The sequence below is a fragment of the Paenibacillus sp. MDMC362 genome (genome assembly GCF_003269305.1).
GTDB lineage: Bacteria > Bacillota > Bacilli > Paenibacillales > Paenibacillaceae > Paenibacillus_AQ.
This window is the reverse complement of sequence record NZ_QLYT01000057.1, coordinates 1-6,835: the sequence shown is the minus strand read 5'-3', so window position 1 is coordinate 6,835 and position 6,835 is coordinate 1. Positions and strand designations below refer to the sequence as shown.

Here is a 6,835-nt window from a genome sequence, read left to right as displayed (position 1 = left end):
CCTCGCCCACTATGTAGACAAACTCCTTGAACTTTTATCTCCTAATATAAAGCCTTAGAAAAAGTGGAATTGTCACTACTATAATTTTTCTTCGTGTCTGGAGAATCCTCCAGAGATCCCAAACAACTCTCTAAATACTTCCTGCATCCCCTCGGTTTCGTTTGTTAGGTGGATGTCATCCCTCTTTCTGTCTAGAATCACGTTCCCATCCCGTAAAAAAACGATGCGATCCGCCAATGCTTCCGCAATTTCCAATTGATGCGTTGAAAAGAGAAGCGTTTGCCCATTAGATACTGCTTGACGCACAAGCGTTATGAAGGTGTTCATCCAGTAAGGGTCCAGACCGTTGGTGGGTTCATCCAGAACCACCAGTGGTGGTTCTGCTAACAGCGCTTGTGCAAACAACACCCGCTGCCTCATGCCCTTGGAGAAGGAAGCTACGGGTTTACTGCCTGTATCCGATAAGCCGACCATCGAGAGCACCTCTTTGGCGCGAGTATTCCCAAGACCGCGAAGCCTTGCCCAAAAAAGCATAGTCTCCATGGCTGTTAATCCTGGACTAAACCGATAATCATCCGGCATATATCCAATTTGCCGAGCATAATTTTGTCTGTTTTCCTGCCAATCGTGACCGTTTACGGAGATGGATCCCCTCGTCGGACGTAGAATACCGGCCACCATGCGAAGCAACGTGCTTTTTCCCGCACCGTTCCCCCCGCACAGAGCAACGCCCTCCCCTTGTCTGATATGCAGCTGTAAATCCTCAATGACCGTCTTTCCCTTAAACGATTTGTGAACCCCATCGAACCGAACCAGATGATTATCCACGACTTCTTCCCCTTTCCCATAATCCAAAAGAGATGGTCAACATGGTGCCGATCCAGAGCAACATCACGCCAATAAACACCGGGGTACCCCAAGTGGAACGAATCCATACCATCCCATCGTAATACTCCGGCCCGAGCGTCGAGCCTCCACCTAATTTGACGACGGTAAACAGACGCGTCAATTCTGCAGGATTAAGAAATGTCAATGTAGTGACGGCCGGTTTGATCCAGGGGTATGGCATCATGCCGAGCAATGCAATGAGAATAGATGGCCATGCAATGATGGCAAAAAACCAGACACCCACCGCGATCGTAAGTGCTTGCCAACGATTGCGGGCGAGTGTACCGATCAGCATGGCCAATCCGAGGAAAAACAGGGATAAACCTATTGAAAAGACCAGAAGCTGCTGATAAGTCAAAAAATCAAAACCACTACCCGAAAGCCAGCTGGCTGCTCCCGACAATCCAAATCCAAAGGAAACAATGGATAACAAGACGATGGAAAGCCCGATATACTTGCCAGCCAGAAAAGACCAGGTACCCAGCGGATAAGTTGAGAGAAGCTCCCAGTTGCCCTCTTCCTTCTCGCCTGTTAAGGAAAAAGAGCCCAACATCAGCGCCATCAAAGGAAGCAAATATAACGCCAGGTTTAACATGGTGCCGCTAGTGCCGGAATATCCGCTTACATAACCTTGCGAGTTAATAATCAATAAACTTACCATAAACATGGCGAAAAGGGCCATGAATGAATAGGCCCATGGATTTCGAAAGCCAATTTTCATTTCTCTTACAGCTACATAACCCATTTCACTCACAAGCCGTGTCCTCCGGTTGCTGGTTGCTCATCGGCGCTGTGGTCAGGCATATCATCACCAGGCTCCTGATCCGGTGCATGATCATGACCGTGCTCCCCTCCCATATCCATCATATCCCGATTGACTTCCCACGAGTGATTGGCGAGATCTTCTGCCGTCATGAGTTTACCTTTGCCTTGTTCTTCAATATAAGCTGTGGCATCCGCCTCTTGTTCAAACGAGACGATTCCATAAGCCATTGGTGTTTGATATGAAGGATCATAGGCATAGTATGCTTTTTCATAACGGAGCCATTGTTTGCTGTTAAAATCTCGGACGAATTCTGCGCCGATCGTATCGGTTCCGTTCTCTTTCTTCCACGTATTTAAACAGCCGATATCATCAAATTTGAGAGATTGACCGTCCTTTGTTATAATTTGAGTCGCATATTGGTCGTCTTTGACGGCCATCTTGCAAATGACACATACATCCGTATTTTCGTTGATAGCCTGCGGCTCATACTTCTCTCCTCCGCAAGCAGATAGTATCATCAAGATAGCAACCATAATTAAGGTTAGTTGAATCCCTTTTCTCATGTATTTCGTCTCCTCATCGATAAAATTAAAATGGCTGTACAGCCTAGCAGTATGAACCCCATAAGTCCGGTCTTTATTAAACCTCCCTGGTCTCCGCCTCGATCATCGTTACCGGGCGGAACCATTAGCGGGGCCTTATCCATAGTCCAGCGATCTCGATCCGTCTGGTAGAGTCCTTCCAGGAATACCATGCCCGGTGATTGAAAAAACAATTGAAATGCTGGTCGCTTTTTTGTGAGTCCCTGGAAAAACGGATTCATTCCATATGTTATATCGCTGATCCCGTCTCCATCCGCATCGATACCCCGAAAATTGTCCCAATAATTCTCTGTAATCCGATTTTCCTCACTGCCTCGTGCCTGTGCATCCGACACATTACTAATAAATTGGTTGCCTTTGATAGAATTGGCACTTGACTCCAGCAACTGCATACCGACAAAATTGTAACTTACTCTGTTGTTCTTCAAGATATTTCCGGTTGATAGTTCCACATACAGGCCAACCCGATTGCCATCAACCGTATTATTTGTCACGGTCGTCTCGTGTGTGTCATATAGCAGAATTCCTTGCGAATTTACGTTCTGGCTTTGCTTCGTGAACACATTCCCGACAACAGATACTTGTCGAGCAGTCATCACCATGGCCCCTGTCACATTTAGGTTGCCTATGTTCCGCTCGATGATGGTCCGATTTGTGTACATGCAGTGAACGCCATAACGAGAGCGTTCGATTACATTACCTGAGACGAGGATATCATCGCTGCTTTCCATATAAATGCCGTCATGTACATCACGAATCGTATTGTCGGTTATTTTCCAACGATGCCCATTGAATATATCTACGCCATTGCCTTTGTCGGCCATTTTCACGCCATCTGCCATCCAATCGATTGTATTATTCGTCAAGCTACCTTCGTTTGCGTCACGTACTGATATTCCATCTCCACCAGTCTGGATATGCAGCCTATCCACGACAGCTCGATGACCCTTGACGAGCACAGTCGGCGTTTCCTTGACCATGACATCGGTGATGCGGAGTCCGGCAATCGTTGTATTGTCAGCTTCTATCGTGATGGCCGGTAGGTCACTCATATTTCTCAGTTCTATCGTGCCACCTTCTTCCGGTCGTATCGTCAACTGCTTGTTAATGGTAATCGGGCCATGGTAATTGCCGGATTTCAATATAAGCGTATCTCCTGGCTTGGCTTGGTCCAATAAAGCTTGCAAATTAAGCCATTTGTCTTCTGCTCTTACTGGACTGCTATTCAATAACGCCAAAAAAAACCAGAGTAAAAAAAGGGGCATCATGCTTCTTCTGACTGTCATTGCACTTCTACCTGTTTCTTCTTAGTAATATGGATATCGTCCTCATACAAGTGTATAAAAATCGTCTGGTTCCCCTTTTCAGCAAAAGTAAACGAACCGCTAAATACACCATCCCCTTCATTCACAGCTTCAATGAGTATCGGTTTATCCCCAATCCGGAAATCAAAGGTAGCCTGTGCCTTGCCAGATACATTCATTCCAGTGAACAAAGCTTGTAAATCGACCTGGCTTCCCGCTATAACGGTTTCAGGTTTTGTAGACAGCTCTACTTCTACAGCTTCCAAATCGACGGATTCCTCGCCTGAACATGCCGTTACGATACCCAAAAGGATAACCACTGCCATAAATGAAACCAATTTTTGCTTCATTCCCTCACTCCCTCCAACCCGGTTGTCAGTCTTTCACATTTTAGCAATTCAAATGCTTCTGTCCTATAACTCTATGGAGCCATTTCAAAGGTTGAAAATCGACAGATTTGTGACATGCAGAAGAAAACGAGATATACTCTATGATTGCAGAAGATGTAGAAGTGAAAGATCACGGTAATCAAATGCATGACATAGCTCAATAGAGTCATAGAAACAATCCCTGATATTCGATACAATAAAAACCGCAATTTACCAATATAGCGAAGGAGAAAAAATATGATCCCTGTTCGCAAAGCTTCAAAGCGTTCGTATATTATTTTAGCTTTAATCATTATCATCATTATCATCATTGCCATCGGTTACTGGTTATTTGCCTCCTTTTTGAAACCTGCTCTGCCAGTTAAAATGAATTCCCCAGCTTTCTCTTTATCTGATATACATGGAAAAACTGTAACTGAAGCACAATTTGACGGGAAAATACGATTGACGTCATTTATTTTCACCCGATGTCCGGATATTTGCCCTGCTACAACCGCTAATATGGTTGCACTCCAAAGTGAGCTTCAGAAACAAGGACAGTTTGGCAATGAAGTCGAGTTTGTTTCCATTACATTTGATCCTGAGAATGATACACCTGAGGTATTGCAACAATATGCGGAGCGGATGGGAATTGATCAGAGCGGATGGACGTTGCTGCGAGGAGATGAAAACAAAGTAAAGGATTTGGCTTCTCAGTATAATCTATCGATTGTGCGCCTCGATGATGGATTGTTTGCGCATTCCATCACCTCATTGCTGTTAATCGATGGTAAGCAGCGTGTGCGCCAGATCTACCGGATGGGTGAAGATATGGAGAATGAACAGATTCTGACAGATATCAAGACATTATTAAAAGAACAGCAGCGGGATTCCTAAATCCTACTGCTGTTCTTAATTATTCATGAAGCTTCCTACGACATTCCTTTAGCTGGAGCGGGTGATGGAAGAATATCATTAAGCTACTTCCTTTATTTTTGTTCCGACAACCATACAGAAATGGATGCAATCTCTTCGTCATCTAAACGCTTACCGAAGGCTGGCATGCCTCCTTGCCCCTTGGAAATAATGGTCGTGATTTCTTCCTCGGTAAGTTGGCTTCCTACTGTTTGCAAACTGGGTCCGTACTTTCCTTCGAGCTGGCTTCCGTGGCAGGACAAACAGTTTTGTTTGTAAACCGATGGTATCGAATTCTCAGTTGTTGCTGAGTGCTCTGTGGTCGTTTCACTGCCACATGCTGTCAGTAATCCAACTAGAATTAATGCGCCCACATATTTACCAAGATTTTTTCTCATCTTGCCCTCCATACCCATACTTTTCAGTTCCAATCGATTGTTTTCTTATTTTCTCTCAATTATAAATAGATTAAAATGCCTCCTTGGGGCTATATGTAAAATAATTAATAGTTCAATTTGGAGCAGCCTTTATAAATTCACTAATCTAATTATCGCTGCTTCAACTTTATTAGATCACTCAACAATAGAGTTTATATTCAATGTGAATTAATAAACTGCCACTTTCCATTCAACCCTTTTTCCTTTTTACCTAAGCACTGGTTTCCCTAAAAAAGTAAGCGAACTTCTATCAAGAAAGTTTAGAAGGACTTTTTAGACGAATCGGGAGTAAACTTGCGTTGAACTGCCCGTTGATTGATCTTTACCACCCGTTGAGGCGGATGGTTTGCACTTGGGGTATACCCCCACCACTCATCTTTTAACACGTTCGGTTTCTTTTCCATCGGCAGGCCGGTGGATTCAGTGCCATCTTTTTAGTTCTTCTAAGGAGCTCCCCTACAATGTTGTCACATTTACGTCATAATCCCACAATGTGGCCACTTTTGTGCATTTCTTGATGACACAAATTAATCTACATAAAAATAAAAAAGCCTGTAAATCAAGCTTTTCTAAAATAATTAATGTAGACACTTTTGTGTCATTAGACAAAAAACCCGTTGGAATTAATCACTAACGGGTTTTAAAAATTCAATTTTAAAAATTACTACGTGTATAGGTAAAGTTTCGATATAATAAAAAAAGTATCTTTGGGCATTGCAGGAGAGCTTATACATATCCGAACATCAATATTGTATCTAAAGAAAACTGCCCGTAAGCACAACGAGGCTACCGATCATGACGGCAGCCTCGTTTAAGTTAATTATTTAGTTATAGTTTCCCGTTAGTTGAGTGGCTTTACAATTCTAAAATCATGTTTGAAAAGGCTTCAGTTTTTCTTGAGTTAGGTGAACTAGGGTTGCTCCTAACGTTTCGTTAACGTGGAGTTTTACATGTTCTTGTTCCTCGACAGCTCAAGTTTTCGGCTTAACTGTTATGCCCAACTTCTTAAAAAATGGTTGCATCTGCTGGAACAATTGCTCTATATTCATTTGATCTTCCTTTGACAGGCGTTCTGTATGAACACTACCATCCGGATCATCTTTTTTCTCGTCATAAGCCCTCAATTCATTTAATAATTTTTGAAACTCATCAAATTCTTCTTTGCTGAATATTTGCCCTGCTTCATCTAGCACTCCATTCCAAAAAGTAGTGCTATCTATAGGTTTAGCTTCTCCCTTCGTTGATTGAACTTCATTTAATTTGCGAAAGAGTGGCTCTAGCTCTGCGGTTAACCTTCTATAGATTTTTTGCTCTCCTACGCTCAATCTCTCAATATGAAAATCCCCTTTTGTATCGGCAATTTTCAAATTAAGGAGGCCCCATTCTTTTAGTAAGGACATCCATTTTGTAAACTCCTCTTCACTGAGGTTTTGTTTGGCGGTCTGAAGCTTTGCCTCCAGCTCATCATATTGCTTTTGAGTTACTCCGATATTGTCCCGCGAACCATAGATGGAATCAGCTATGTAGCTATAACCGGCAAAAGCACCTGTTGGGA

General features: G+C 43.2%; 8 protein-coding genes. 1 reads left to right on the top strand and 7 read right to left on the bottom strand.

Features of this window, described 5'->3' with window-relative positions; genetic code table 11:
• Positions 1 to 78: 78 nt before the first annotated feature.
• From DP091_RS25275 to DP091_RS25255, 5 genes are all read right to left on the bottom strand, one after another.
• A complete protein-coding gene (locus DP091_RS25275; protein WP_113060844.1) occupies positions 79 to 828 on the bottom strand; it encodes an ABC transporter ATP-binding protein in 750 nt (249 codons plus the stop codon).
• Positions 821 to 1,642: an ABC transporter permease gene (locus DP091_RS25270; RefSeq protein WP_181469918.1), complete on the bottom strand. Its 822-nt coding sequence runs from the start codon at positions 1,640 to 1,642 to the stop codon at positions 821 to 823. The genes DP091_RS25275 and DP091_RS25270 overlap by 8 nt, the downstream gene beginning before the upstream one ends.
• Positions 1,639 to 2,217: a nitrous oxide reductase accessory protein NosL gene (locus DP091_RS25265; RefSeq protein WP_113060843.1), complete on the bottom strand. Its 579-nt coding sequence runs from the start codon at positions 2,215 to 2,217 to the stop codon at positions 1,639 to 1,641. Before DP091_RS25265 ends, DP091_RS25270 begins: the two co-directional genes overlap by 4 nt.
• Positions 2,214 to 3,398, bottom strand: coding sequence for a right-handed parallel beta-helix repeat-containing protein (locus DP091_RS25260; protein WP_258394689.1), 1,185 nt, complete (start codon positions 3,396 to 3,398; stop codon positions 2,214 to 2,216). Before DP091_RS25260 ends, DP091_RS25265 begins: the two co-directional genes overlap by 4 nt.
• Positions 3,399 to 3,538: 140 nt before the next feature.
• Complete coding sequence (locus DP091_RS25255; RefSeq protein WP_113060841.1) at positions 3,539 to 3,910, bottom strand: Ig-like domain repeat protein; 372 nt, start codon at positions 3,908 to 3,910, stop codon at positions 3,539 to 3,541.
• A gap of 276 nt (positions 3,911 to 4,186) precedes the next feature.
• Here DP091_RS25255 and DP091_RS25250 point away from each other — a divergent pair, with 276 nt between their 5' ends.
• The gene (locus DP091_RS25250) at positions 4,187 to 4,825 is read left to right on the top strand and encodes an SCO family protein (protein ID WP_113060840.1); all 639 of its coding nucleotides are present in this window, start codon (positions 4,187 to 4,189) and stop codon (positions 4,823 to 4,825) included.
• 92 nt (positions 4,826 to 4,917) lie between these two features.
• Here DP091_RS25250 and DP091_RS25245 read toward each other — a convergent pair whose 3' ends face one another.
• Together DP091_RS25245 and DP091_RS25240 are read right to left on the bottom strand one after the other, a co-directional pair.
• A complete protein-coding gene (locus tag DP091_RS25245; protein WP_113060839.1) occupies positions 4,918 to 5,241 on the bottom strand; it encodes a c-type cytochrome in 324 nt (107 codons plus the stop codon).
• A gap of 1,010 nt (positions 5,242 to 6,251) precedes the next feature.
• On the bottom strand, positions 6,252 to 6,835 hold a 584-nt coding region (locus tag DP091_RS25240), incomplete at its 5' end, for a DUF3600 domain-containing protein (protein WP_113060838.1).